At 61.6% G+C, this 250-nt stretch carries 1 protein-coding gene; it reads right to left on the reverse strand.

Annotation, left to right across the window (positions count from 1 at the left end; translation table 11 throughout):
* Window positions 1–208, reverse strand: a 208-nt coding sequence (locus SB765_RS32160) for an Ada metal-binding domain-containing protein (protein ID WP_410932832.1), incomplete at its 3' end; no start/stop codon positions are given.
* Between the last annotated feature and the right edge of the window lie 42 nt (window positions 209–250).

A 250-nucleotide genomic window follows, 5' to 3' on the forward strand; every position in this document is an offset into this window, starting at 1 on the left:
TACCGAATTCAGCGGCAATTGCCTCCAGTCCTTCACGTTCCTCCAGCATGCCTTCCTCGATACGCTGAACCAGCCGCTCTGCCACACGGTGCGGCTGATCAACCGGCGCATTACCGGGTGCCAGTTCGGGCCGACAGCGCAGGCAGGGGCGAAAGCGGGCTTTCTCCGCCGCTTCGGCGCTGCTGAAGAAAAGGCAGTTCTTCTGCATCGGCGCTTTGACCGGGCAGACCGGACGACAATAGATACCGGT

The sequence above is a fragment of the Pseudomonas sp. SIMBA_067 genome (assembly GCF_046534675.1).
Taxonomy (GTDB): Bacteria; Pseudomonadota; Gammaproteobacteria; order Pseudomonadales; family Pseudomonadaceae; genus Aquipseudomonas; species Aquipseudomonas putida.